We start from the raw sequence: 23,928 nt of genomic DNA, 5'->3' as shown, positions 1-23,928 counted from the left end.
GGGCTCCTCTGCTCCAGGATGGGGTGGGGTCGTGCGGGGATCAGCGACCGCAGGTCACTTGGCGTCGTCGGACGGGGCCTTGTCCTCGCGTGCAGCCTTGTCGGCGCGCGGGGCCTTGACCTTGTCGTCGAGACGCATGACCTTGGTGCGCATGACCGACTCGTTGAGCCCGAGCTGACGGTCCAGCTCCTGAGCGGTCGACGCCTTGGCGGTGAAGTTCAGGACGATGTAGATGCCCTCGGACTTCTTGTCGATCTCGTAGGCGAACTTCCGCTTGCCCCAGACGTCGACGTTGTCGATGGTGCCGCCCTCGGCCGGAACGACCTGGACGAGCTTCTCGAAAGTTGCGGTGACAGTCCGTTCATCGACGGACGGGTCGAGGATCACGACCATTTCGTACTTACGCATGTTCTTGTACCCACCTCCTGTGGTCTCTACGGCCACGGTCTCTCCGTGGCAGGAGGGTTCATGCCGCCCGCTGGTGCATCGGCGATGCACATCACGGACCGGCCCAGCGTACCCGCGCGCTCGGCCATCGGCCAGAGGGGGCCGACGGGTGCGCGGCGCATCACAGATCTGACGCCTCAGCTGCGCGGCGGCCGACCCATCGCCTTCCTGACCCGGGCGTACCAGCCCCCGGTGCTGATCCCGCCGGCGATCCCGCCGCCGGCGACCACTCCGGCGGTGCGGCCCTGCAGCTGCGTCCCGCAGCGGTCGCAGAGCTTGCGGCCGGTGATCGAGGTATAGGCCCTGCCGCGGATCTTCCTGCTGCACTGTTCGCATCGCATGACCCGATGGTGCCATCCGGGCCATCCACAGGCGACCGATCGGTCCGGCCCCCTCGGCTCCGGCCCTCTACCGTGGGCCCATGACCAGCACCGATGAGCGCACCACGCTGCGCCGCACCGTCACCACCACGGGGCTCTTCCTGTTCATCCTCGGCGATGTGCTCGGCGCGGGCGTCTACGTGCTGGCCGGGGAGATCGCCGGAATCGCGGGCGGCGCGCTGTGGGTGCCGCTGGTGGTCGCCCTGCTGCTGGCCCTGCTCACCGCCGGGTCCTATGCAGAGCTGGCGACCAAATACCCCCGGGCCGGCGGCTCCTCCCACTACGCGACCCGTGCGTTCGGGCCCTTCGCCGGATTCCTGGTGGGCTTCTGCATGCTCTCGGCAGGAGTCGTCTCGGTGGGTACCCTGGCGCTCGGCTTCGCCGGGGACTACCTCGGGGCGTTCGTGAGCCTGCCCTCGGTCCTGGTGGTGATCGTCTTCCTCGGCCTGCTGGCGGCGCTGAACACCCGCGGCATCTCCGAATCGCTCGGCGCGAACCGGGTCGCCACCGTGATCGAGGTGGGTGGGCTGCTGATGGTGATCGTGCTGGGCGCGATCGTGATCGGTCGCGGCGAGGGGGATCTGGGGCGGCTGACCGAGCTCGGCACGCCCGAGAACAGCCCGGTCGCCGCGGTGCTGGCCGGTACCGTGCTCGCCTTCTACTCCTATGTCGGCTTCGAGACCAGCGTGAACATCGCCGAGGAGACGAAGGACCCGGCCCGCTCCTACCCCCGGGCGCTGTTCGGGGCGCTGATCGTCACGGGCATCGTCTATGCCCTGATCGGTGTGGTCGCCGCCGCGGTGGTGCCCACCGAGGAGCTCGCGGGCTCCTCGGCGCCGCTCGCCCTGGTGGTGGAGGCCGCGGGGATCGTGCCGCCGGTCGTGTTCAGCGTGGTCGCCCTGATCGCGGTGGCCAACGGGGCGCTGCTGACCGGGATCATGTCCTCGCGCCTGGCCTATGGGATGGCGTCCGACGGACTGCTGCCGCGGGTCCTCACCCGGCTCCTGCCCGCGCGGCGCACGCCGTGGGTGGCGATCCTGGCGACGACAGCCCTGTCGATCGTGCTCGCGCTGACCGGCACCATCGATGTGCTCGCCGGCACCATGGTGCTGCTCCTGCTGGTCGTCTTCCTCTCGGTGAACGCGGCCGTCCTGGTGCTGCGCCGTGACCGTCCCGGGCACCGCCACTTCCGCACCCCGCTCGCACTGCCGATCGGTGGTCTGGCCTCCTGCCTGCTGCTGATGACGCAGGTCGAGTGGGCGGTGTGGCGGCTCGGGCTGCCGTTCCTGGCGGTGGCCGCGGTGCTGGCGGGGATCGCCGCGTGGCGGCGGCGCCGGGCCGGTGCGGACACCGGGGCCGACGCCGCCGCCTGAGGTCTTGCGCGCTCAGGGCGCGGCGGGGAACCGCTCCCAGACCCGGTGAGCTTCCATCAGCGCGGTGATCTCGCCGAGCACGGTCTGCCCGTCGTCGCCGAGGACGAGACCCGCACCACCGGCAACGGTGTGCGCCTCGAGCGCCGCGCGGCCGGGGCCCCAGGCACCGATCGCCTTGGCATGTCGCCAGCACTCGTCGATCAGCTTGCCGACCCGAGGCTCCACCACCCCGGATCCCGGTGCCCCGGCCTTCGGGTCCACCGAGGGGCGGGAGTCCGGAGCCGTCAGCGGGCAGCCGGCGAGCAGCAGCGCGTCGAACTCGACGGAGGCGGCGGTGCCGAAGGTGCGACCCACCGGGACCCCGGCGACCTCGCCGCCGCGCGGGGCGATGACCACCGGGGTCATCGACGCGGCGACGATCGCCTCGTGGAGCGCGAGCAGCTCGTCGTTGTCGGCGTCCGGGTCGACCACGATCCCGATCGTGCGGCCGTCCAGCGGCCAGCTGCCGCCCAGCTGGGACAGCGGCCCGCTGGTGATCACCTGGCCGTCGCCCTCGTCCGCGGCGGGGACCGTCGGGGCCGGGGCGGGCATCCCGAGCGCTGCGGCGACCCGAGCGCACAGCTCCGTATCGATGTTCGCGAGGCTCTGCAGCTGGCGCTCCCGGATCGTGTTCTCGTAGCACTTGCCGAGCTCGAAGGAGTAGGCGTCGACGATGTGATCCTGCTCGACCGGGGTCATGCTGCGCCAGAACAGGCGGGCCTGGCTGAAGTGGTCCTCGAAGGTCGCCGAGAGCTCCCGTTCCTTCACGCCCTCGGGAACCCGGACCGGGAGATCCTCGACGGCACCGTCCATCTCGCCCGCCATGAAGGGGCAGCCGCCGTCCAGGGAGTTCGGGTGATAGGGGGCCACGCCCGCATGATCTCCCTGCTGGCCGTAGCCGTCGCGCAGCATGTCGTTGATCGGCGCGTGGGCGCGGTTGATCGGCAGCTGGGCGAAGTTCGGGCCGCCCAGCCGGGTGAGCTGGGTGTCGACGTAGGAGAAGAGTCGCACCTGCAGCAGCGGGTCGTCGGTGACGTCGATCCCGGGCACCAGATGACCGGGGTTGAAGGCCACCTGCTCGGTCTCGGCGAAGTAGTTGCTGGGATTGCGATCCAGCGTCAGCCGCCCGATGGGCTGCACGGGGGCCAGCTCCTCGGGGACGAACTTGGTGGGATCCAGCAGGTCGATGCCCTCGAAGGACTGCTCCTCGTTGTCGGGGAACACCTGGATGCCGAGCTCCCAGGAGGGATGGGCACCGGACTCGATCGCGTCGGCCAGGTCGCGGCGGTGGAAGTCGGGATCCGCGCCGCCGAGGATCTGCGCCTCCTCCCAGGTCAGCGAGTGCACACCGAGCGTCGGCTTCCAATGGAACTTCACCAGCGAGGTCTCGCCGTCGGCGTTCGACAGCCGGAAGGTGTGGACGCCGAAGCCCTCCATCATCCGGAAGGAGCGCGGGATGCCGCGGTCGCCCATGAACCACAGGGTGTGGTGCTGCGCCTCGGTGTGCAGGGAGACGAAGTCCCAGAAGGTGTCGTGGGCGCTCTGCGCCTGAGGGATCTCCCGGTCGGGGTGGGGCTTCGCGGCGTGGACCACATCGGGGAACTTGATGCCGTCCTGGATGAAGAAGACCGGGATGTTATTGGCGACCAGGTCGAAGGTGCCCTCGTCGGTGTAGAACTTCGTGGCGAAGCCGCGGGTGTCGCGGGCGGTGTCCATCGAACCGCGGGAGCCGACGACGGTCGAGAAGCGGGTGAACACCTCGGTGCGCTTCCCCTTCGCGAGGAAGCCGGCCCGGCACACGGGCTCCGCGGTCCCATAGCCCTCGAAGACGCCGTGGGCGGCGGCGCCGCGGGCATGCACGACCCGCTCCGGGATCCGTTCGTGGTCGAAGTGGGTGATCTTCTCGCGCAGGTGATGGTCCTGCAGCAGCACCGGCCCGCGCCGGCCCGCCTTCAGGGAATGGTCGGTGTCCCGCAGTCGGGCACCCTGCGAGGTCGTGAGGAACTCACCCTGCTGTGCGTTCGTGGTCCGCTCGGGGCCGGGCTCCGCGCCGGTCGCGGTGCGGGGCTGGGCGCCCTGCTGGTCCGGCTTCGGGGGCAGCGGGCCGACGGGATCCGTCGGCTCCTCGAGCGCGGGCGGCCGGCTGGCGGGGCGACCGGGAGCCGGCGTGGGGGTGGGCTTCGCAGGTGTCATGGCGTGCTCCTCCTCGAGGGGGTCGAACAGATCGTCGGTGACCGCCACCACCGTAGATCTCACCGCAGGTCGCGGCACAGGGCACGCGGTCTCTGCGCAGGGCAGAGGAAGAGACCGATCGGTCTGTCGGATGCTCAGGGGGGATCTCGCGGCTACCGTGGTCCCGATCGGCCTGATCGAGGAGTACCGAGGGAGGGAGTGCGGAGATGGAAGAACCCTCCGACGCACGCAACGGGGTCACCGTCCTGGTGCTGAGCGATCCCGGCCTGTGCACGGTGCGCGCCCGTTCCGTGGCGGAGCGCTTCGAGCAGGAGCTCACCCACCTCTATGGCGCCGCCACGGTCCACGTGCGCACCCAGTTCCTCGGGATCAGCGACGCCGACACCCTCGAGTTCGGCACGATCGCCACGCTGCGCGAGGACTACGAGAGCGTCGATGTGGTGCTGATCCTCACCGAGATGCCGCGTCGTTCGCATGGGAAGCCCGAGATGGCGAGGATCTTCCCGGACGAATCCGCGGCAGCGCTGTCCTATCCGACGCTCGGTGTGCACGCCGGACGGCGACGGCTGCTCGCGCTGTTCATGTCCTGCGTGCTGCGGCTGGTCGACGGCGCCCCGCCAGAGGCCCGGGAACGCTACGAGCCGCGCTGGAACCGATGGCAGGAACCCCGTGGCGACGAGCCCGGCTACCTGCTCGCGCACACCATCACCGGAGTGCCACGCACCGTGCTGGGGATGGTCGCCACCAATGCACCCTGGCGGACCGCTCCGCATCTGTCCACCGCGCTGGCCGCCGCCGCGGCGACCGGCGCATTCGGAGTCTTCTACCAATCGATCTGGCAGATGTCCGCGGCGCTCTCTCCCAGTCGCCTGCTGATGATCGGCGTGCTCGCGATCACGCTGATGGTGCTGTGGCTGATTCTGAGCAACGGCCTCTGGGAGCGCGCGGAGCACACCGACCCCACCGAGGTGTTCCTCTACTACAACCTCTCCACGGTCCTGACCCTGTCCCTCGTCGTCCTCGGCCTGTACCTGGCGCTGTTCGTCGTGATCCTCGCAGCGAGCCTGGTGGTGATCGATCCGGACTTCATGACCCAGATCATGGGCAGCCCGGTGGACTTCTCGAACTATGTGGACATCGCCTGGCTGAGCGCTGCGCTGGGGGTCGTCGCGGGCGGACTGGGCACGAGCTTCGACGAGACGGCAGACCTCCGCCAGCTCACTCAGGGCCGCCGGGAGATGCAGCGACGCCCGGAGCCGGAACAGCACGGAGGTCGCTGAGCGCCGGGCCCTCGAGCCGGGTGCCGTCGGGCGCGAAGCGCGAGCCGTGCAGCGGGCAGTCCCAGGAGCGCTCCGCGTCATTCCAGCGCAGCACGCCGCCGAGGTGAGGGCACACCGCGGAGAGCGCGCAGGTCCTTCCCTCGACGGTCGAGATCGCGACCGGTCGGCCCTCGCTGCGGCCCACCGACCCGGTGCCCTCAGGCGGAGGGGACGACGGCAGCTCGTGCAGCTCAGCCTGTGCCCAGCCCCCGGCGAGCTGGGCTGCGACGTTCGCGCCCATCGCCGCCCCGGAGGCCAGGGCTCGGAGACCTGACCCCTCCTGCAGGGCGGGATGCCAGGTAGGGGCCTTCCCCTCGAGGAGTCCGGTCATAGCGAGCGCCGCGGCGACGCCGTTCGTCATCCCCCACACATCGAGTTCGGAGCCGGTCATCAGCGGCACCGTGCGATCGATCCCCCGCACCCTGGCCGCTCCGGCGAGGAGCATCGATCCCAGCACCGGCAGGGCCCGCGGATGCCGCAGCGGGTACACGGATCGGGGATTCTCGTGCGCGTAACGGTACGGGTGCGCGGCCAGCTCGGCATCCTGCGGATGCAGATGGACGGGCACTCCGAGGCGCTGCACCAGCCGTCGCGAGGTGCCGACATGGTCGAAGTGCGCGTGGGTGAGCACGAGAGCCCGCAGATCCTCGGGGCGATGGCCGAGCGTCCGCAGAGCGGTGCCGAGCTCATGCCAGACACCGGGCAGGCCCGAGTCCACGAGGGTGAGCCCGGACTGCCCTTCGATCAGATAGCAGTTGACGTGCGCGTACTCGATCAGGTGGACACCGGGAACCACATCGATGGTGAGCATGTCTCCTCCTCGCTGGATGTGCGAGGAGGCTACGCGGAGCACCGCCACGGGGTCACGAGCCGAGCGGTCGGCAGCGGCAGCGGCAGCGGAGGCAGCAGCGACTGAACCGGCAGTTCAGTCCCCCGGCGGACCCTCGTCGCCGTCGCCCTCGACGCGTCCGGCGCTGGTGTCCGCGCCGCCCTCCGTCTCGCTGGTGGGCTCCTCGGTGGGCTGCGTGTTCTCGCCGCCGTTGCCGGGCTTGGTGGTCGGATCCGCCGGCTTCTCGCTGGGCTCCTCCGACGGCTCCTCGCTGGGCTCCTCGGAGGGTTCCTCGCTCGGCTCCTCAGAGGGCTCCTCAGAGGGCTCCTCGGAGGGCTCCTCCGACGGCTCCTCCGAGGGCTCCTCAGAGGGTTCCGGCGCCTCGGTGGTGGGCGGAGGGGGCGGCGGCGTGTAGCTCCGCTCACGGGTCTCGTTGTCCAGCGTGACCTCTTCGGGGAAGTCGATCATCTCCTGGCCTTCGAGAGAGGGCGCCATGATGTCGCCCCAGATGTCGGTGGGGAAGGCACCGCCGGTCATGTTCCTGGCGCCGCCGAAGGTGGTGAGGGTCTCCTCGGAGCCGTCCTCGCCGGGCTGGAACATGCCCACCGCGGTCACCAGCTGCGGGGTGAAGCCCACGAACCAGGCGGAGCGGAAGCTCTCCGAGGTGCCGGTCTTGCCCGCGACCGGGCGACCGTCCATGACGTCCAGCAGCGATCGGGCGGAGCCCACCTTCGGCGGACCCTGCAGGGCGACGGTCGCGTTGATCGCCACCTGCTCGTCCATCGCCTGGGTCTCCGTGGCCTCGTGCTGGTAGCGCGAGGAGCCGTCGGGCCGGGTCACGGACTCGACGATGAAGGCGTCCCGGTGCACGCCACCGGCGGCGATGGTCGCGTAGACCTCGGCCATCTCGACGACGGTCGGCGAGGCGGAGCCCAGCACGTTGGAGGGCTCGGCGTTCAGGCCGGGGGTGCTCTCGGGCAGGCCCAGCGCGATCGCCGTGTCCATGGTCCGCTGCGGACCGATCTCGATGTTCGCCTCGGCATAGGCGGTGTTGATCGAGTTGGCGGTGGCCTTCTCCAGGCTCACCCGGCCGTAGTCGGTGTCGTTGAAGTTGCTGACCTCCCAGCCGCCGGGGACATCGGGGAAGTCCTTCGGGGAGTTGCCGTCCCAGCGGGAGTCCAGCGGGAAGCCGTCCTCGAGCGCGGCGATCAGGGTGAAGGTCTTGAAGATCGAGCCGGCCTGCATCCGTGACTGGGTGGCGTCGTTCTGCGCCTGGGCGACGTAGTCCGGACCGCCGTACATGCCACGGATCGCTCCGGTCGACGGGTCGAGGGTCACGGTGCCGACGCGGTTGTTCTCGGGACGGTCGTCCGGCAGGTTGTCGACCGCCTGGACGGTGTTGTTCTGGATCGTCGGGTCGATCGTGGAGATGATCGTGAACCCGCCGGTGTTGATCTCGTCCTCGGTGAAGCCCGCCTCGATCAGCTCGCCCCGCACCTGGGCCAGGAGGTAGCCCTTGGTGCCGCCGAGCGAGTTCTCGTTGCGCGGCTCGATGGTCTCGGGGAAGGTGAGCGCGTCACCCTCCGCGGCGGTCATCTGCCCCTCGTTCACCTGCCGGGTGATCACGCGATCCCACAGCTGCGTGGACTGCTCGACGTCATTCGCGGGGTCATAGGTCGACGGAGCGGGGATCACGGCCACCAGCAGCGCCGCCTCCGCCTCGGTGAGGTCCGCGGCGTCCTTGTCGAAGTAGGCCTGCGAGGCCTCCTGCACGCCGTAGGCGCCGCGGCCGAAGTAGATGGTGTTGAGGTAGCGGGAGAGGATCTCGTCCTTCGACAGCTCCTGGTCGATCTTCAAGGCCATGATCGCTTCCTTGGCCTTGCCCACATAGGACGTCTCGGTACCGGTGTAGTACCGCTCGACGTACTGCATGGTGATGGTCGAGCCGCCCTGGCGGGCGCCGCCCTGGAGGTTGTTGACCATGGCGCGCACAATGCCGCGCGGCGAGACGCCGCGGTTCTCGTAGAAGCTCGAATCCTCGCTGGCCACCACCGCCTGCTTGACGCTGTCCGGGATCTCGTCGGCCGGCAGCTCGGTGCGATTCACCTCGCTGAACTGGCCCATCTCGGTCTCACCGTCTGCGAAGTAGACGCGGGAGGTCTGGGCCAGTGCGAAGTCCGAGGGCTCGGGGACCTCGGTGTCGTTGTACAGCCAGACGGCGAAGCCGAGCCCGGCCAGCACCATCAGCGCCATCGCACCGACGATCATGCGCAGCGAGGGGATCCAGCGCCAGGGGTTCTTCGCCCCGGCCCGCGGATAGTTCAGGAAGTTCGTGGCCGCGGCCTTCTTCGGGCGGCCCTTGGCGGAGCCCTTGCCGGCGGCGGCAGAAGCAGCTGCGGACGTTCCGGCATGGCGCGCGTTGACCGAGGTGCGGCGGGTCGCTGCGCCGCCCTCGGCGCCTGCGCCGACCTTCGCGCCTGCGCCGGTCTTCGCCGATGCGGTGCGGGAACTGCCCTTGGCGGCGGCCCCGGAGGTGGAGCTGCGGCCGGTGCGGCTGGCGCCCTTGGCGTCGGAGCTCTTCGCAGAGGCTGCCTTGGCGGGCTTGGCCGACTTGGCACCGGACGTCGAGGAGGATGCGCGGCGCACACCGGCGGCGCGACGTGCACCACCGCCCGCCGAGTTCTTCGACGAGCCGCGGGACGAGCGTCGGGAATCGCTCATGACTGCTCCTGGTCCTACGAGGGGACGGACGGTTGCGCGCGCACCGCTGGTGCACGGCCTCCCAGTATGAGCACGACGCCACGGCCGACGGAACTCTCTGGCGTCGAAGCACACAGGGTGTGCACGTCCGGTGCGGCCCTGCTCACACCTCGCGGGCGGCCCACCAGGTACGCAGCTCCTCGATGGCGCGCTCCTCGCCCAGGGGTCCGTGCTCCATCCGCAGCTCGAGCAGGTGCTGGTAGGCCTCTCCCACCACCCGACCGGGCGGGAGGTCCAGGATCTGCATGATCCGGTTGCCGTCCAGGTCAGGTCGGATCTTGCCGATCTCCTCCTGCGTGGCGAGCTGGTCGATGCGCGCCTCGAGCTCGTCATAGGCGAGCGCGAGGGAACGGGCCTTGCGACGGTTGCGGGTGGTGACATCGGCGCGGGTGAGGCGGTTCAGCTGCGGCAGCAGGTCCCCGGCGTCGGTGACATAGCGGCGCACCGCCGAGTCGGTCCAGGGAGACTCGACATAGCCGTGGAAGCGCAGGTGCAGCTCGACCAGGCGGGCGACCTTCTTGGTGGTGTCCTTGTCGAAGGTCAGCGTGCGCATCCGCTTCGACGTCATCTTCGCGCCCACCGTCTCGTGGAAGCGGAAGGTGACCACGCCCCCCTCCTCGAAGCGCCGGGTGGCGGGCTTGCCCACGTCATGCATCAGCGCGGCCAGGCGCAGCACCAGATCCGGGCGCTCGCTGGGGCCGCCGGAGCCGGCCGGGGACTCGAGGTCGATCGCCTGGTCGAGCACCGTGAGCGTGTGCTGGTAGACGTCCTTGTGATGGTGGTGCTCGTCGATCTCGAGCTGGAGGGCGGGCAGCTCCGGGAGCACGTGAGCGGCCAGACCCAGCTCGGTCAGCAGCTCGAGCCCGCCGCGCGGGTGGGCGCCCAGCATGAGCTTGACCAGCTCCTCGCGCACCCGCTCGGCGGAGACGATCGTGATCCGCTCGGCGAGCTGCTCGATCGCGTCGGCCGTCGCGTCCTCGATCCGGAATCCGAGCTGGGAGACGAAGCGCACCGCGCGCATCATCCGCAGCGGGTCGTCGCTGAAGGACTGTGCGGGCGCGACCGGAGTGCGCAGCAGGGTGCGGGCGAGGTCGCCGAGGCCGTCGAAGGGATCCACCAGCTCGAGCGAGGGGAGCCTCACCGCCATCGCGTTGACGGTGAAGTCCCGGCGCGACAGGTCGCCCTCGAGGGTGTCGCCGTACTCGACCTGCGGCTTGCGGCTGGTGGGGTCGTAGGACTCGGTGCGGTAGGTGGTGATCTCGACCTTCACCCCATCGCGCACTCCGCCGAGGGTCCCGAAGTCGCGGCCCATGTCCCAGATCGCGCCTTCGCCCGTCCATCCGCGCAGGATCGCCTCGGTCTCGTCGGGCCGGGCGGAGGTCGTGAAGTCCAGATCGGCGCTCGAGCGGCCCAGCACCGCGTCCCGCACCGGTCCACCCACCAGCGCGAGCTCGTGCCCGGCCGCCTCGAACAGCCGTCCCAGCTCGTGGATCTCCTCGGGCAGCGCCCGGAACATGGAGGCCGCTCGGGTGCGGGCGATGTCGAGGCGCGCGGCGGTCTCGTCGGCGGGGTCGGTCACGGGAGGTCCTGTCCTGGTGCGGGCGGTCGGCGCCGCAGGGTGGCGGCGCAGGTACTGCGGTGCAGCTGTCTCATGCGGTGGCGGCGTGCACCTGCAGGCCCCTACGGTAGCGGCCGCTTACAGTGTCACCATGCCGTCGTTCCCGCCGTCCGTGCGCCCGGTGCTCGCGGCGCTGCTGACGGCACTGGTCATGGCCTCATCAGTGCTGGTGAGCGGCCCGGCGACCCTGATTCCTGCCGCCCACGCGGCGCCGCCGGCACCGAGCGCGGACGCTGAGGTGAGCATGGATCTCGTCTCCCTCACCCCCACCTCGCTCGCGCCGGGCGGGACTCTCGAGGCGCAGGTCGAGGTGACCAACACCTCCTCCGAGCCGCTGTCCGCCCTCTCCCTCGATCTGCGCACCCGCAGCGCTCGGGTGACGGATCGCGGCATGCTCGCCGAGTGGCAGTCCGATACCTCCCCGGACACCTCCGGGGCGGTGCTCGCCAGCTCGCCCGCTCATCCGCAGCTGGCTCCCGGGGAGTCGGCCCTGCTCACCGTGCAGATCGGTGCTGAGAAGCTGGGCTACTCCGAAGAACCCTATTTCTGGGGCACCCGGCGGCTCTCGCTCACCGTCACCGCTGAGGAGCAGCCGCTCGGCACCCTGCGCACCTTCGTGGTGTGGCGACCCGCGGATGCCACCGACACCATCACCCAGTCGGTGCTGCTGCCACTCGCCGCCGAGGATGCCTCCGCCCCGGTGATCGATCCGGAGGCCTTCGCCCGGTCCTCCGAGTCGGGCCGGCTGGCCTCGGTGCGTGGACTCGCCCAGCGCGAGGACGTGGACTGGTGGATCGATCCCGCACTGCTGGACCCGCCGCAGATGCCGGTGGAGAACGGTGCCGACGAGCCGACGGGCGACGGCGCGGACGAGGAGTCCCCCCTCGGTCCGGTGCGCGAGTACGCGCCCGATCCGCGCTCCGCCGAGCTCGCCGCCCTGCTCGCGGAGTCCGTCGGCGAGCGGACCGTGCTGGCCATGCCCTATGCCCAGGCGGACCCGGTCAGCCTGCAGCAGGCCGGAGCCGACCGGCTCGCCGGGGTGGCTCTCGACCGGGGCGATCAGGTCTGGGAGGAGAGCGGGATCACGCCCCGTGCGGCGGCCCTTCCGCTGGACGGCACGGTCGCCGAACCCGAGCAGCTCGATTCCGTGCTCGCCGCGGGAGGCACGGCCGCCGTCGTCCCCTCCAGCTCGCTGCGGGAGTCCCCGAGCTCCACGGTCACCCCGAGCTCGGTCGGGATCTTCGACTCGACGAGCACCGCCGGGGCCCAGCTCCAGCTGCTGGCCCCCGATCCCGAGCTCTCTGCTGAGTTCTCGCTGCTCACCGAGGGCTCTGATGTGGAGCAGACCCAGCAGCGGCTGCTCGCGGAGACCGCGACCATCGCGTCCGAGTTCGCCAGCGCGCCCCGCCATCTGCTGATCTCTCCCTCGGCGGATTCGGTGCTGGACCCGGCCGCGGCCGGCGCCGCGCTGGATGCCCTGGCGGAGGCGCCCTGGATCGAGCCCGGTCGTACCGGCGACCTGCTCGATGCCGCGGACCGCCAGGACTGGACCACGGACCCGCGCAGCGAGGGTGAGGAGCTGTACGCCCACGGACGCGTCACCCCGGAGGAGGTGCACCCCAGCGGGCCCGCCGACAACGGGCGCTGGGGCACGCTGGCGCAGGCGGGTGAGCCGCAGCTGCTCGATCCCACTGCTCTCAGAGAGCTCGATGCCGCCTGGGAGCAGGTCGACACGCTCGCCGCGGCGATGGATGACGACTCCCCGCTGGATGCGCCGCGGCTCGAGATCCTGGCGGGCACCTCGATGCGCTGGCGCGGTGAGCCCGAGATCCCGGCGGCCCGCGCCGAGGATGCCTCCGCTCGCGCCGCACAGCTCCAGGACCGCATCGAGGTGGTCCCCGCCTCGGGGTACAACGTGATCTCCGATGCCGTGAGCGTCCCGATCACCATCAGCAACGGCCTGGACACCCCGATCACGGTGCGCATCCAGGTCACCTCCGACCGCCCGCTGGTGAAGATCGGTGAGTCGAAGGTCGTGGAGGTCCCCGCCCGGGGCCAGATCGACGCGGCCGTGCAGGTCGAGGCGATCGCGAACGGCACCGTCACCCTCACCACCGTGCTCACGACGGAGGATGGCCGCCCCCTCACCGCCCCGGTGGACGTCCCCCTCACGGTCAACCCCTCCTGGGAGAACTGGACCACTCTGCTGCTGGTGATCGCGATGGGTCTGCTGGTCGTCGTGGGAGTCGCCCGGGCCCGCCGGATCGGGTCCTCGACCCGTGCACCGGCCATCCGCGGCCCCGAGGATCCGGTGGAGCTCGCCCGCTCCGGCCGCTCCACGCTCGACACCAGCTCCACCGAGCGGCTCTGGTCGCGCAGAGCGGACGCCGACGCCGGACCCGACCCAGCCACAGACCCAGACCCAGACCCAGACCCGAGTGAGGAGGACCACCGATGAGCAGCACCCGCCGCGTTCAGCACGTCCCTCGCCATCGCCGCCACGGCACCCCCTCCAGCCGCTCGACCCTGCTGCGCGCCAGCGTGCTGATGGCCGCGGGGTCGATGGTCTCGCGCCTGCTCGGCTTCGTGCGGAACTTCCTGTTCGGCATGATCCTGAGCGGTTCGATGTCCGCCGCCGCCAACGCCTTCAGCGCCGCGAACACGCTGCCCAACACCATCTGGCTGCTGGTGGGCGGCGGCACGCTGAACGCGATCCTGGTGCCCGCGATCGTGCGCGCGGTGAAACGTCCGGACCGCGGCAGCGACTACATCTCGCGCCTGATGACCCTGGTCGCCGTGGCGTCTCTCGGCATCACCGCCGTCTGCCTGGTCGCGGTCCCGCTGCTGCTGACCCTGACCAGCGGCCTGCTGCCCCCTGCGACATACGCGCTCGCGGTGCAGATGGGCTACTGGATGATGCCGCAGATCTTCTTCTCGGCGCTGTACGTGATGTGCGGCCAGCTGCTCAACGCCCACGACTCCTTCGGGCCGTACCAGTGGGCGCCGGTGGTCAACAACCTCATCGGCATCCTCGGAGCCGCACTGTTCCTGGGGCTGTGGGGCTCCGTCGGCGACCCCGGCCAGTGGACGATGTCGATGATCGTGGCGATCGCCGTGATCAACGTGGGCGGCTCGGCGGCGCAGGTGCTGTTCCTGTTCTGGTACGTCAAGAAGCTCGACCTGCGCCTTCGCCCGAAGTGGGGTCTGCGCGGGCTGGGCCTGGGAAAGCTCAGCCGGATCGGGCTGTGGTCGCTCGGGATGCTGGGGCTCGGACAGCTCGGCATCTGGGCCTCCCGCTGGGCCACCGGCGGTGCGGTGCGGATGACGGAGCGGTATCAGGATCAGCCGGAGCTCGCCGCCCGCTATCCGGCACTGCTCACCATGGAGTGGGCCTACCTGGCGTTCATGATCCCGCAGGGCATCATCGCGGTCACCCTGGTCACCGCCGCATTCCCCGCGATCTCCCGCAGCGCCGCGGAGGCGGACCACGCCGGCGCGCTGGCCCGCTACACCGAGACCAACCGGATGCTCGCAGTCCCGATGATGCTGTGCACCGCGGTGTTCATCGCCCTGGCCGGACCGATCATGTGGGTGATCGGCGGCGGCACCGGCGAGATCGGGGCCCGGGCCAACGGCACCGTGCTGGTCGCCTACATGCTCGGGCTGGTGCCCTTCGCGTCCCTCTATCTCATCAAGCGCGTGTTCTACGCCTACGAGGATGCCCGCACCCCGTTCATCGCCCAGATCCCGATCGCCCTGGTCACGGTGCTCTCGGTGCCGATCATCCTGACCATGGTCGATCCGGCCTATGCCGCGATGGCTGCGGCCGGTTCCACCAGCCTCGGCAGCCTGCTGGCCTGGCTGCTGGGCATCTGGCAGCTGCGCCGCCTCGCGGCCCGGCACGAGACGCTCCCACCGAGCGCGGCCGCCGGAGCGCTGATGTTCGGGAAGCTCGCGGCAGCCGCCCTGGTGAGCTGGGCCCTCGGCACCGCACTGGTGCAGCTGGCAGACGATCTGTTCTGGACCCACCGCGCACTCGCTGTGCTGCTGGGTGCGCTGGTCGCAGGGGTGATGGTGGTGGTCTTCGCCGCGGTCGCCTACCTGCTGCGGGTACCGGAGGTGCGCCACCTGATCGACGCCGTGCGGCGTCGGCTGCGCCGGTTCACCCAGCGCCGCAGGACGGTGGGCTCGTAACATGGTCGATGCACCTGATGGGCACACCCCCGCCGGACGACGAGAAGGACGGGCCTTGAACACGAATACGGAACCGGACGCACTGCGGTCCCGGTGGACGCTGGAGGGCACGATCCCTCTGTCCGGCGTCGCCGACGGCGCCTCCTGGCGTCGTGCCCGATCGGTGGCGACCGGTCAGGACGTGGTCCTGTTCATCGTGCGCGGTGACACCGCGCTGGAGGCCGCTGACGCGGTGCGCCGTGCCTATCTCGTCGAGGATCCGCATCTGCTGCCCGTCCGGGACATCGTGGTGCTCGATGATCCGCGCGAGGCCTCCCCGGAGGAGCCCGCCACCGAGGGTGCACAGGGGCCGACGACGGTCGTGGAGTATCTGCTGCCCCCCGCGCCCCCGCTCGCGGCGCTGCTGGCCCGGGGTCCGCTGCATCCGGAGACCGCCCGCGCGATCATCGGCGAGGCCGCGACCGGACTCGAGGTCGCGCGGCGGCGCGGGGTGCGTCATCAGCTGCTCGACTCCAACCGGGTGTTCGTCGACACCCGCTCGGGCGCCGTCTCGATCCTCGGGATCGGAGTGGAGGCCGCGACCCATCCGGATCTCGATCGGTCCCGCGAGGTGGCCTCCTTCCAGGACACCGCCGCCCTGGTCGCGCTGCTCTACCGGGCGCTCACCGGCCGCAGCCCGCAGCACGACGCCCAGGGGACTGTGCCCCGGCCCTCGACCGTGGTGGACACCGAGATCCCCCAGGACCTGGACCTGCTGTGCGACCTGGTCCTGAATGAGTCGGCCGACGAGATCCCCGAGACCACCCGAGGACTGATCGAGGCGCTCGAGCCGTGGCAGTCCATCCCAGTGACCCTCGAGGCATACCCCCGCCGGGCACCGCAGGAGCCCGCTGCCGCCGCGGAAGACGCTGCGGACGGCTCAGCGACGTCGCCGTCGGATGCCCCCGAGCCGTCTCCGCCGGATGCCCCGTCACCGATGGAGACCCCGCCCCCTGCCGCGCCTGCGGAGGACGGTGACGACGGTGATGAGGAGCAGCTGGAGAGCACCGCTCTGATGCAGACCGTGCCTGCCCAGGAGCCGCCCGAGGAGGACACCCTCGCGCGAACCCCCTCTGCGCGCTCTGACGGCGCGACGGGTGCTGGTCTCGCAGGGGTGGCTGGGACCGCGGGCGCCCCGGGCGCCGCCGGTACGGCGGGCGTCGCGGGAGCGGCAGGCATCGCGGCGGCAATCGCCGGGCCGACGGAATCAGCCTCCGGCCGGAGGGACTCCCACCACGGAGCCGCAGACTCCGAGGACTCCCACGCCGTGGCCGACAGCTCGGGACCCGACAGCTCCGCGCCCAAGAGCTCCGCGCCCGACGGCGGAGAGTCGCCCGCCGCGTCAGCTGGTGAAGATCAGGCTGAGGAGGCGGCACAGCGGGCCGAGGAGTCCCGGCGCACCTCCTCCGAGGCGAAAGCTCTCGTGACAGACCTACATCTCGACGAGAAGCGGATCAGCAGCCCCTTCCCGGGCCATCTGGAGATCACCCTCCCGACGCGGCCGCACCCCATCTCGGACCAGACTGCCGCGACCGCCGCGAACGGAGCGGCGGTGCAGGACGCGCCGTCGTCCGGGGATCGGTCGTCCGCAGCCCCGTCGGCCGCAACCCCGTCGGCCCCCGGGGCTGGTGCCCTCGCCGCCGGTGCCACCCTTGCCGGTGCCCCTGCAGCCAGCAGTGCTGCTGGCGACTCCACCGCAGCCGGTGGAGCGACGGCAGCCGATCTGCCCTCACGCTCCTCCGGCACGCACTGGCCGCTGGCCCGTGACGCGGAGCAGGATGATGCCGCGACGCTCGCCCCGGCGCAGCCCCCGGAGGGTTCCGACGTGCGAGCGCAGCAGCCCTCCGCAGAGCGCTCGGACAGCAGCCTCGCAGTCACTCCGGACCACTCGGCGCCGACCCCCGCGCAGCCTGTCCTCCGTAATGCTGACGACCAGTCGACCATTTCGGGCCCGGTCTCCGGCCGCACCGCACCTCTCGCACCGGTCCGGGAGGACGGTCCGATCGTGGTCCATGGCAGGGAGCGCTCTCGGTTCGATGACGCTCCTGACGAGAGCACCGCGCCGTTCGCCCGCAGCTCGCTCCTGCGAGATGTGGTCGGAGTGGCGGTGGACGCCGACGCGCCGGAGACGTTCACCATGGGTCCCCGCGATGAGGAGAAGCGCTCCCTGCAATCGCAGTGGATCATCATCGGCGGCGCCATCGTGGTGATGGTCGCTCTGGTCATCGCGCTCACCTCGATCACTCGAGACCTCAGCGGGATCCTGGAGGACCCCCTGGCCACCTCGGCTCCCGCTGCAGAGACCCCGAGCGCGGAGGAGACCGGGGAAGCCCCGGTCGAGCCGACCGCCGAGGCGACCGAGGATCCCGCCCTGCCCGCCCCCGAGGTCGCCGGCGTCGAGCTGTTCGCCGAGGGGAGCGATCGGGAGCCGGACCACACCGACCAGCAGGAGAGGCTGACCGACGACGACCCCGCGACGTTCTGGTCCACGAAGCACTACGGAAGCCCCGACTACGGGGGGCTGAAGGACGGCGTCGGCATCCGATTGGACTTCGCCGAGCCCTCCACCCTCACCGCGGTGAACCTCACCACCGCTCGCAACAACGGCGGCACGATCGAGCTGCGGGCCGTGAACGAGGACGGCTCCCTCGGTGAGGTGCTCTCGACCGGCGAGCTCGCCGGGGACGGAGAGGTCCGACTCGAGGCTCCCGAACCCTTCGACGCCGAACGCGTCGCTCTGTGGATCACAGAACTGCCACCGGACAGCAACGAACCCGGACGGTTCCGCGCCCGTATCGCAGAGATCCAGGTCGAATGACCTCGCGCACACCCCGTCGTCCTTCCCCCTTCACGGGGAAGGAGAGAGAGCCGCGCCTGGTCACCGCGCTGGGCATCCCGATCCCTCTGCTGCTCGTCGCACTGCTGGTGGCGGGCCTGCTGGGAGCCCAGCTCGCCGGAGCGCTCGAGCGAGCCACCACCAGCACTTCCGATTCGGCATCGACGTCGGTCGACTCGCTCTCCGGCGGCGGGAAGAATTCGGCGGGCGTTCCCGTTATCACGGAGACGACGCTCGGCACGGAGGTGCAACGTCTGATCGATACCGGCACCATCCAACCCCTGACGAGCTTCGATGCGGCGCAGTGCCTGCGCGAGCAGGGGATCCCGGATTCGATCCTGATCATGGAGGAGGTGGCATGGGGCGGAGAGGAGTCGCCCAGCTGGCTTCTCGTCCACGGACCGATGGACCGCGAGACGCTGCGCGCCAACGGCGGAACCGTCTCGGCCACCGTGGTGCTGCCCTCCTGCGGCACTTCCGGTGACGACGTCCCCTCTCAGGAGAACCGGCTCTGGTCCGGTGACGTGATGATCGGCCCCCTCTGACCTCCGTTCCGGACGGTCCACGACCCACCTACTGCGCACTACTCGACGGCGGGCCTCCCGCCCACCACCCACGACCGTTCCCATGGAAGGACACCCCATGACGCAGCCCATCCAGGCCCTCAACATCCTCGGCGGCTCCCCGCTGGCCACGCAGCCGGCCACCGTCCCCGCCGCTGCCACCGTGCAGGACGACACGGTCCACGAAGTCGTCATCGTCGGCTCCGGTCCGGCCGGCTACACCGCAGCCATCTACACCGCGCGCGCCGAGATGAAGCCGATCGTGATCGCCGGTGCCCTCGACGCGGGCGGCGCGCTGATGACCACCACGGACGTGGAGAACTTCCCTGGCTTCCCGACCGGTGTCCAGGGCCCCGAGCTGATGACGAACCTGCAGGAGCAGGCCGAGCGCTTCGGTGCCGAGGTGATCTACGACGATGCCGTACAGCTGGAGCTGGAGGGCGAGATCAAGACCGTCACCCTTGATGATGGGACGGTCTACCGCGCGAAGGCCCTGATCATCACCACCGGCTCCGAGTATCGGAAGCTTGGGGTCGACGGTGAAGAAGCGCTTTCCGGCAAGGGCGTCAGCTGGTGCGCGACCTGCGATGGATTCTTCTTCAAGGATCAGGAGATCATGGTCGTCGGCGGAGGCGACAGCGCCGTGGAGGAAGCCACCTTCCTCACCCGTTTCGGCAAGTCCGTCACCCTGGTGCACCGCCGTGACGAGCTGCGCGCCTCGAAGATCATGGCCCGCCGGGCGGAGGCCGATCCGAAGCTGAGCTTCGCGTGGAACAGCGAGCTGGTGAGCATCAACGGGGCAGACAAGGTCGAGTCCGTGACGCTGCGGGATACCGTCACCGGCCTGGAGCGGGTGGTCGAGACCTCTGCCGTGTTCGAGGCCATCGGGCACCTTCCCCGCACGTCGCTGGTGCGTGGAAAGCTCGAGCTCGACGACGAGGGGTACATCGTCTGCCAGGGCCGCAGCACCTTCACCTCCATCCCCGGCGTCTTCGCTGCGGGAGATGTCGTGGACCACACCTACCGTCAGGCGATCACTGCCGCCGGAACCGGCTGCCAGGCGGCCCTGGACGCGGAGCGCTGGCTCGCGGACACAGCAGCCAACGCCCACGCCGAGGAGGCGCTGGCAGCCGCTGCCGGCCAGTGACCTCGCGTACTCCGCGAACCACCACCGGCAGTCCCGCTGTGCCGGTGGTGGTCCTCGTGAGCGCTTCCTGGGCCGCGCCATCCCTCCCGGCGCCCACGGTGCTCAGGGAACTCAGCACGCGATGGGGATCGAGAATCCTCACACTCCTCGTCGAGGATCCCAAGGATGAGGTTCTCGAGCAATGGAACGTGGACGTGCTGCCCACCTGGATGAGATTCCGACCCGGCGTTCCTCAGGCCCCCCTGGATGAGGCGCAGGAGGAGAGGCTCAGTGTTGCGGCCTTGAGCGGTCTCGCACCGACGGGGGCGCGGGTGGTGCTGGAGGGCCCTTGGACGTTGACCCGCCGTCGCACCGGCGCTCTCGCCAAACATGTGGCGGAGACAGAGTTCGGGCCGAACGCGCCCCTCTGATCTCGACCTGCAGTCACTCCTTCACTGCTGTCCAGCCGCTGAGGACGCTGCTGTCAAATCACCGAGGACGGCGCGCGCTGACGTGCACTGATCACGTTGTGCACAGAGTTATCCACAAGTGCATCCACACCCTGGAGCGTGTGCATCCACATGGTTATCCACAATAGGGTGTGGATGGTCCGCGGGTGGCCAGATACCAGGGAATACGCCTCTGAAAGGTCTCTGACCTGCAGCGATAGTCGGCCTGGGCTCGATCGCAGCTCTTGCCGTTCCCCGTGAGTTTGCACATGCATGTCTGCCCTCGCCGCATTCTTACATCTGTCTACTTCTTCTTGTCCACAGAGTTGCGCACACTGTGCACAAGCGCATCTGCCCCGCCGGGCGCACCAGGTGGCCTTCATGTCGCCAGCTTCCATGTCCGCTGGCCCCCGCGCGAGATGCGCTCCGAGTCGTCCGCGTCTTGGCAGCGTTTGCTCTGATTCCGGCCACGCTTCTCCTCCCTCAACCGGGGTCAAGGTCGTGCAGGGGCGAGCGGCGCCGGCGGTTCCGCTCGCTGACCCGGCGTCCCGAGGCAGGTCCGAGCAGACTTCCCGATCGGTGGCAGACACGGAGTTCCTCGTGAAACTTCGTAGGAGCGGCATCGGTCTAGTGCATTGAGGCCCCAGCGCGCGCTGTGTGATCGTTTCACGGGGAACGTCGCGTCGTTCGTGCTGTTGGTGATATCCGTTGTCGCGTCAGCGACTGACTGACACGGTCCTGCGCTGCGCCAGGCGTCCGGTGATGAGTTCGACTTCTCGTTCCACGTGGAACGAGCCGCCAGAGGTGCGATGCGGATCAGGTCGCTTCATCGTGGGCTCCGCACTCTGCGTGTAGCGCATCGTCGGGGTCAGGCCGGGAGCTGTTCCACCGAGATCGATCGAGGTTTCACGTCGAACTTCGTCACGAGTTCCGTGAAGTCGAGCCTCGTCATCAAATCCGGGATTCCGCGGGGCGACGGAATGGTGCGCATCCAAAGTTGCCGAACTACTGCGTTTCACGTGAACCGCATGCTTCGGCTCGCGTTCGTTCGAAGCGAAGCAGCGGTGGCAGAGCAGGAGGCTGTCGCCGAATCTCTGCGCTACTCTCGGGCTGACCTTGCGCCATAGCGCCCCGTACTCCAAGGCCATCCGAGTGGAATAGTTCGCCAGCCTCCACTCAGAGTTTCACGCGAAACATGTCCCCAGAGGACAGCCTCCATACCGCCACGGAGTATCCGCCACCTGGTTCAATGCGCTCCTGACGTGAACGGGCCTCCGATTGGTCGAGGCGCTACACGTCGTGAGTTCAGATCCGGGAGGGCGCGGTGACGACGGAGGGGAGCACGACTCGAGTAGTGCAGTGTTTCACGGGGAACCGTCGCGGGACTTCGCCAGACGACAACGTCGCTGGTTCGGTCGACAGACCGAATCGGATTCGCCGCCCAGCTGGCCTTTCTTGAGTGTGACCGGACCGATCCAGCCGCTTTCCGCAGCGTTTCACGGGAAACCCGCGTTGAGCGGCGCGGTCCGAGCAATTGCGGAGCAAACAGCGCATTCCCTGCCCTCTTCGGCGCAGCGTTCACGGGTCTCTGCGAAAGGTGCCGTTCCACGTGGAACACGTCAGTACCTAGCGGTCCCACCCGGAGCTGGTTCTCGAACGGGACGCCTAAATGCATCCTCCAGAACGACCTCCCTCGTCACCACGCTGCGTTGGGCGTTCGGCAAGAGGACGAAGTGCCGGGGTTTCACGTAGAACTACCAGAACACGCGCTAGAGCTCGCGCAGCACGAGGTCGCTGACTTCTCTCGGCCAACAGAATTTCTCCCTTGGTGTGAACCGCGCACGTCGGTCTCGCCTCGCCCTTTCGGACGCTGGCGCAGTTCAGTCCGCGTTGCACGTGAAACACAACCTCGTAGGAATCTCTGATCATCGCTCAGTGCGCTGTTCACGCCTGCTGGGCCAGACGGTGCAACGCGCACCTACACCATTCGCCGCGGGAGTTCGTTTCACGTGAACACCTGCAGCGTGTTTCACGTGAACCGCCCGCATGACGTGGACTCTGGAGCTGCCGCCGCGATACCAACTCTTCGATGGAGTAGTTCGGGGTGCCTCTGGTTTCTCGTGAAACTCAAGCAGCGACCGTATCCATGAGCGCATATGCACTAGGGGGGTGTTGCTGCACCGTGAGTAGTAGAGACCATCGCCGAAACGGATGAGCAAGCACACCCGAATACCCTTGCCTCTATCCACAAGTCTGTGCACATCGGTGGATAACTCCGCAACATGGCGATGACCAGCGTGAATGCGGGTCGTCTCGACTCTCTGGCCTGTACAGCCCACGGAGGGAGCCGTGCGTGACGCACGGCACACATTAGATAATATGACGTCATGGAACTATGAGTCATCTTATGGATCAGAGACCTTGAATCCCCATCAGCTTCGGCATAGCGACGCGACGAGTCCCCGTCCGGACACATCGAGCATTGAGCAACCCCTCGGTGGTGCGACAATCCAGTCCGGGAGCAGCGACACCGCACGGCAGATTCCGAAGCCCGATCGGCACTGGACAGCCGAGGAGGGGCCCGCATCCATGCGGGCCCCTCCTCGGCTGCGGATATTCCGGTTCAGTCCCGGGTGCCGTGCTCTCCAGCGGGCAGGGGAATGTCCAGCCCCATGTTCTCCACCAGTCGCTCCAGATCTTCGAGGGTGCTGAACTCGAGGGTGATCCGCCCCTTGCGCTTGCCGACATCGATGCGGACGGGTGCTTCGAGTCGGTTGGAGAGTCGACTGGTGAGGTCCACGACATGCGGATCATAGGTCGTCCGACGAACTGTCCGAGTGCCGGTCTCCTGGCCGCCACGTGCGACGAGACGTTCCACGGCTCGCACGGACAGCCCTTCCTGGACGATGCGCTGAGCGAGTTCCTCCATCAGCGTCGGGTCGTCGAGGGAGAGGAGCGCGCGAGCATGACCGGCGCTGATCGCCCCGCTGGCGAGCCGGCGCTGCACGAGGGCGGGGAGTCGCAGGAGACGCAGGGTGTTCGTGATCTGGGGACGCGAACGCCCGATGCGTTCACCGAGCTCATCCTGCGTGCATCCGAAGTCCTCGAGGAGCTGCTGATAGGCGTTCGCCTCTTCGAGAGGATTCAGCTGCGTGCGGTGGAGGTTCTCCAGCAGCGCATCGCGAAGGAGATCATCATCGCTGGTCTCGCGGATGATGGCGGGAATGGCGAGGAGCCCGGCCCGGCGAGCAGCGCGCCAACGACGCTCACCCATGACCAGCTCGAAGGACTCGCCGTCCTCGGTGACGGGGATCGGGCGCACCACGACCGGCTGCAGCACGCCGACCTCGCGAAGCGAGTAGGCGAGCTCGTCGAGCTCGTCATCATCGAACATGGTGCGGGGATTCCGCGGGTTCTCCCGCACCTCATGGATCGGGATCTCAGCGAACTCAGCGCCGGGAACACTCACCAAGCCACGGGTCCCGGAGGAGCCTGCCGGCGTTTCATCGCTGGTCTTCTCGTCCTGCTGGGGGCCGTCCTCCGGCTCCGCGGGTTCCGCAGCGGGTGCCGTCGGTTCCTCGGACAGATCCGTCGGCTCCACAGGAGTTTCCGTGGGCTCTTCCGCTGAAGCGGGCGTCCCCTCCTGTGCCACGGGAGATTCTCTCGGCTCGGCGTCCGCCGGAGCAGCGTCAGGCTGTGCGGGCGTCGACGCCACCGTCTCGACGTCGACGACCGGGCTCTCCTCGTTCTGGGGCGGCTCCTC

General features: G+C 69.3%; 15 protein-coding genes. 7 read left to right on the top strand and 8 right to left on the bottom strand.

Annotated features, from left to right (window positions below):
* Positions 1–54: 54 nt before the first annotated feature.
* The gene (gene rpsF / locus Q0937_RS07960) at positions 55–408 is read right to left on the bottom strand and encodes a 30S ribosomal protein S6 (protein ID WP_299302021.1); all 354 of its coding nucleotides are present in this window, start codon (positions 406–408) and stop codon (positions 55–57) included.
* A gap of 176 nt (positions 409–584) precedes the next feature.
* Positions 585–788: a TFIIB-type zinc finger domain-containing protein gene (locus Q0937_RS07955; protein ID WP_299302018.1), complete on the bottom strand. Its 204-nt coding sequence runs from the start codon at positions 786–788 to the stop codon at positions 585–587.
* An 80-nt stretch (positions 789–868) separates the two neighbouring features.
* On the opposite strand from Q0937_RS07955, the gene Q0937_RS07950 reads away from it, so the two are divergent.
* Complete coding sequence (locus Q0937_RS07950; protein WP_299302015.1) at positions 869–2,200, top strand: APC family permease; 1,332 nt, start codon at positions 869–871, stop codon at positions 2,198–2,200.
* A 12-nt stretch (positions 2,201–2,212) separates the two neighbouring features.
* Here the strand turns inward: Q0937_RS07950 and Q0937_RS07945 are convergent, their stop codons facing one another.
* Positions 2,213–4,432, bottom strand: coding sequence for a catalase (locus Q0937_RS07945; RefSeq protein ID WP_299302012.1), 2,220 nt, complete (start codon positions 4,430–4,432; stop codon positions 2,213–2,215).
* 206 nt (positions 4,433–4,638) lie between these two features.
* Here Q0937_RS07945 and Q0937_RS07940 point away from each other — a divergent pair, with 206 nt between their 5' ends.
* A complete protein-coding gene (locus Q0937_RS07940; protein ID WP_299302009.1) occupies positions 4,639–5,712 on the top strand; it encodes a hypothetical protein in 1,074 nt (357 codons plus the stop codon).
* Here the strand turns inward: Q0937_RS07940 and Q0937_RS07935 are convergent.
* The 3 genes from Q0937_RS07935 to Q0937_RS07925 all read right to left on the bottom strand — a co-directional run bounded on the left by Q0937_RS07935 (position 5,651) and on the right by Q0937_RS07925 (position 10,856).
* On the bottom strand, positions 5,651–6,562 hold the full coding sequence (locus Q0937_RS07935; RefSeq protein ID WP_299302006.1) for an MBL fold metallo-hydrolase: 912 nt from the start codon (positions 6,560–6,562) through the stop codon (positions 5,651–5,653). The genes Q0937_RS07940 and Q0937_RS07935 overlap by 62 nt on opposite strands.
* A 114-nt stretch (positions 6,563–6,676) precedes the next feature.
* Positions 6,677–9,301: a transglycosylase domain-containing protein gene (locus Q0937_RS07930; protein ID WP_299302004.1), complete on the bottom strand. Its 2,625-nt coding sequence runs from the start codon at positions 9,299–9,301 to the stop codon at positions 6,677–6,679.
* 142 nt (positions 9,302–9,443) lie between these two features.
* The gene (locus tag Q0937_RS07925) at positions 9,444–10,856 is read right to left on the bottom strand and encodes a CCA tRNA nucleotidyltransferase (protein ID WP_299302503.1); all 1,413 of its coding nucleotides are present in this window, start codon (positions 10,854–10,856) and stop codon (positions 9,444–9,446) included.
* A gap of 193 nt (positions 10,857–11,049) precedes the next feature.
* Between Q0937_RS07925 and Q0937_RS07920 the strand changes: the two genes are divergently transcribed.
* The 5 genes from Q0937_RS07920 (at position 11,050) to trxB (ending at position 19,737) form a co-directional block, all read left to right on the top strand.
* Complete coding sequence (locus Q0937_RS07920) at positions 11,050–13,416, top strand: DUF6049 family protein (RefSeq protein WP_299302001.1); 2,367 nt, start codon at positions 11,050–11,052, stop codon at positions 13,414–13,416.
* The gene (locus Q0937_RS07915; RefSeq protein ID WP_299301998.1) at positions 13,413–15,152 is read left to right on the top strand and encodes a murein biosynthesis integral membrane protein MurJ; all 1,740 of its coding nucleotides are present in this window, start codon (positions 13,413–13,415) and stop codon (positions 15,150–15,152) included. The genes Q0937_RS07920 and Q0937_RS07915 overlap by 4 nt, the downstream gene beginning before the upstream one ends.
* A gap of 55 nt (positions 15,153–15,207) precedes the next feature.
* The gene (locus Q0937_RS07910; protein WP_299301995.1) at positions 15,208–18,009 is read left to right on the top strand and encodes a hypothetical protein; all 2,802 of its coding nucleotides are present in this window, start codon (positions 15,208–15,210) and stop codon (positions 18,007–18,009) included.
* Positions 18,006–18,572 (top strand): hypothetical protein, encoded by a 567-nt coding sequence (locus Q0937_RS07905; RefSeq protein ID WP_299301992.1) that lies wholly within the window; start codon positions 18,006–18,008, stop codon positions 18,570–18,572. The genes Q0937_RS07910 and Q0937_RS07905 overlap by 4 nt, the downstream gene beginning before the upstream one ends.
* Before the next feature lie 97 nt (positions 18,573–18,669).
* The gene (gene trxB / locus Q0937_RS07900; protein ID WP_299301989.1) at positions 18,670–19,737 is read left to right on the top strand and encodes a thioredoxin-disulfide reductase; all 1,068 of its coding nucleotides are present in this window, start codon (positions 18,670–18,672) and stop codon (positions 19,735–19,737) included.
* A 1,144-nt stretch (positions 19,738–20,881) separates the two neighbouring features.
* On the opposite strand, the gene Q0937_RS07895 is transcribed toward trxB, so the two are convergent.
* Entirely contained in the window at positions 20,882–21,313 is a 432-nt protein-coding gene (locus Q0937_RS07895; protein WP_299301986.1) for a hypothetical protein, read from the bottom strand.
* Positions 21,314–22,788: 1,475 nt separating this feature from the next.
* The gene (locus tag Q0937_RS07890; RefSeq protein WP_299301983.1) at positions 22,789–23,766 is read right to left on the bottom strand and encodes a ParB/RepB/Spo0J family partition protein; all 978 of its coding nucleotides are present in this window, start codon (positions 23,764–23,766) and stop codon (positions 22,789–22,791) included.
* Between the last annotated feature and the right edge of the window lie 162 nt (positions 23,767–23,928).

Source organism: uncultured Brachybacterium sp. (assembly GCF_947500705.1).
In the GTDB taxonomy this organism is placed as follows: Bacteria; Actinomycetota; Actinomycetes; order Actinomycetales; family Dermabacteraceae; genus Brachybacterium.
The sequence above is the reverse complement of the archived record's forward strand: the minus strand, read 5'-3'. Positions and strand labels throughout refer to the sequence as shown.

What these genes read in the sequence shown, in the direction of transcription:
- Q0937_RS07950 (WP_299302015.1), top strand. Translation starts at nt 869, where the DNA reads ATGACCAGCACCGATGAGCGCACCACGCTGCGCCGCACCGTCACCACC.
- Q0937_RS07895 (WP_299301986.1), bottom strand. Translation starts at nt 21,313, where the DNA reads ATGGCCTTGGAGTACGGGGCGCTATGGCGCAAGGTCAGCCCGAGAGTA.
- Q0937_RS07940 (WP_299302009.1), top strand. Translation starts at nt 4,639, where the DNA reads ATGGAAGAACCCTCCGACGCACGCAACGGGGTCACCGTCCTGGTGCTG.
- Q0937_RS07945 (WP_299302012.1), bottom strand. Translation starts at nt 4,432, where the DNA reads ATGACACCTGCGAAGCCCACCCCCACGCCGGCTCCCGGTCGCCCCGCC.
- Q0937_RS07930 (WP_299302004.1), bottom strand. Translation starts at nt 9,301, where the DNA reads ATGAGCGATTCCCGACGCTCGTCCCGCGGCTCGTCGAAGAACTCGGCG.
- Q0937_RS07925 (WP_299302503.1), bottom strand. Translation starts at nt 10,856, where the DNA reads ATGTTCCGGGCGCTGCCCGAGGAGATCCACGAGCTGGGACGGCTGTTC.
- Q0937_RS07955 (WP_299302018.1), bottom strand. Translation starts at nt 788, where the DNA reads ATGCGATGCGAACAGTGCAGCAGGAAGATCCGCGGCAGGGCCTATACC.
- Q0937_RS07935 (WP_299302006.1), bottom strand. Translation starts at nt 6,562, where the DNA reads ATGCTCACCATCGATGTGGTTCCCGGTGTCCACCTGATCGAGTACGCG.
- Q0937_RS07915 (WP_299301998.1), top strand. Translation starts at nt 13,413, where the DNA reads ATGAGCAGCACCCGCCGCGTTCAGCACGTCCCTCGCCATCGCCGCCAC.
- Q0937_RS07920 (WP_299302001.1), top strand. Translation starts at nt 11,050, where the DNA reads ATGCCGTCGTTCCCGCCGTCCGTGCGCCCGGTGCTCGCGGCGCTGCTG.
- rpsF (WP_299302021.1), bottom strand. Translation starts at nt 408, where the DNA reads ATGCGTAAGTACGAAATGGTCGTGATCCTCGACCCGTCCGTCGATGAA.
- trxB (WP_299301989.1), top strand. Translation starts at nt 18,670, where the DNA reads ATGACGCAGCCCATCCAGGCCCTCAACATCCTCGGCGGCTCCCCGCTG.
- Q0937_RS07905 (WP_299301992.1), top strand. Translation starts at nt 18,006, where the DNA reads ATGACCTCGCGCACACCCCGTCGTCCTTCCCCCTTCACGGGGAAGGAG.